This window comes from uncultured Oscillibacter sp., assembly GCF_910587525.1.
Lineage (GTDB): Bacteria > Bacillota > Clostridia > Oscillospirales > Oscillospiraceae > Oscillibacter.
In genome coordinates, this window is the sequence record NZ_CAJULS010000225.1 from 1 (window position 1) to 1,941 (window position 1,941).

Here is a 1,941-nt window from a genome sequence, read left to right on the forward strand (position 1 = left end):
CACTCTTTCCCTACACGACGCTCTTCCGATCTTGCCGCGCCGCCGCGCAGGCATATCCCTCCATTTTTTCGCATAAACTAGCGTCAAAAAGGGGGGATACCATTGTCATCAGCCAATGCCCAGCGCCGCCGTGCCCAGCAGCTGCGCCGGACCAGAAGCCGCCGCCGGGGCGGCGCGGAGAACCAGACGCCGGTCCGGCTGATCGTCTGCGGCGTGATTTTCGTCCTGCTGGTAGCGGCGAAGCTGCTGTTTCCCGAGGCGGTGGAGCGCCTGGCGGGCTCCGCCCGGCAGCTCATCGGCCGGGACGCGGATTTCCGGGAGGCCTTCGCCGCCGTAGGCCGGGCCGTCAGCGGCGAGCGTTCCGTAGGCGACTCCCTGCAGGAGGCCTACACCGCCGTCTTTAACCCCTACCCCGATCTGGAGCAGCAGCACGACCCCGCCCCGGAGGACGGTCCCGTTCCGGAGGCCCGGCCGGAGGAGGACTCCCGGCCCGCAAGCAATACCGCCGCCGGTCCCTCCGGTCCGGACACACGCATTCTCCGCTTCGGAGCCCTGGAGCTGCCGGAGGCGGACAAGGCGGTGATGCGGGAGCTGCTGATCTCGCCCGAAAGCGCCTCCGGCTCCATCGCCCACCCGGCGGGGGACGGAGGCGGATCACAGCCCCCCGAGGCCCCGGAGTCTCCCCCTGAGGAGGACGACACCGCCACGGCGGAGGCATTCCATCTCTACACCATGGCCGCCATGCCGGAGAACGCCAGCCTGGAGCAGCGCAACCTGGGCTTTCCCCACTGCACTCCGGTCCTGGGCCATCTCACCTCCACCTTCGGCTGGCGGGAGCATCCGGTGGAGGGGGGCAGCAAATTCCACTACGGCGTTGACCTGGCGGCCAATACCGGCACGGATGTGCTGGCCTTCGCCGCCGGGGAGGTCTACGCCTCCGGGGAGAGCAGCACCCTGGGCAACTATATCATGCTCCAGCACGAGGGCGGCTATATCACCCTGTACGCCCACTGCAGCCGGATCACCGCCTCCTCCGGGAGCGTCGCCATGGGGGAGAAAATAGCCGAGGTGGGGGATACCGGACTGGTCACCGGCCCCCACCTTCATTTCGAACTCCACGACGGAGCCCTGTATCTGAACCCCATTTACTATGTGGAAGTGGGGTAAACTGGAACTGGGCTGGGGGTTCGCAGCCCTCATCGTCCTGGCCCTGCTGGGGGGAGCCGGTCCGGCGCTGCCGCCGGTGCTTCTGGCGGCGGCGTGTCACGAGCTGGGGCATCTCTCGGCCCTGCGGCTGGCGGGAGCGCGGGTGGAGCGCCTGCGGCTGAACGCCTTCGGCGCGGAGATCCGGGCCGATACCCGCCGCCTGTCCTATCCCCGCGAAATCGCCTGCACCCTGGCGGGCCCGGCGGTCAACCTGGCTCTGGCCCTTCTCCTGGCCCGGCTGACGGGCCATTTCACGGCGGCGGGCTCCAACCTGGTCCTGGGCTGCTTCAACCTCCTGCCCATCCCCGCCCTGGACGGCGGACGCGCCCTGCACCTTCTGGTGAGCTGGCTCTGGGAGCCCCTGACGGCGGACACCGTGAGCCGCCGCACCGGCCTCCTCTGCGCCCTCCTCCTCACCGCCGCCGCCCTGTTCCTGACCGTCCGCTGTCACGCGGGCCTGTTCCTGCTTCTGGGCGCCTCCGGCACCCTGATCCCCCAGCTCCCCGCCATAAACCTTAAAAGAGCGGCCCGGTGACCCCACCGGACCGCTCTTCTCCTATCCGTCATGTCTCCCGGCGCTCTCTCGGCACATCATCCAGCCAGACCGTCCGGAAGTCTCCCCCCAGACGCTCCCGGATCTCCGGCAGCAGCCTCCGGGCCATCTCCAGCTGTTCCTCCCTGACCTGGAGCAGCCCGTCCTCTCCTCTCAAGATCGGAAGAGCACACGTCTGAACT

General features: G+C 68.7%; 2 protein-coding genes. Both read left to right on the forward strand.

The window, feature by feature from the left end; all coding sequences use genetic code 11:
• Positions 1-102: 102 nt before the first annotated feature.
• The gene (locus tag QZ326_RS12810) at positions 103-1,167 is read left to right on the forward strand and encodes a M23 family metallopeptidase (RefSeq protein WP_295745934.1); all 1,065 of its coding nucleotides are present in this window, start codon (positions 103-105) and stop codon (positions 1,165-1,167) included.
• Positions 1,151-1,741 (forward strand): site-2 protease family protein, encoded by a 591-nt coding sequence (locus QZ326_RS12815; RefSeq protein WP_295745938.1) that lies wholly within the window; start codon positions 1,151-1,153, stop codon positions 1,739-1,741. Before QZ326_RS12810 ends, QZ326_RS12815 begins: the two co-directional genes overlap by 17 nt.
• Positions 1,742-1,941: the final 200 nt, after the last annotated feature.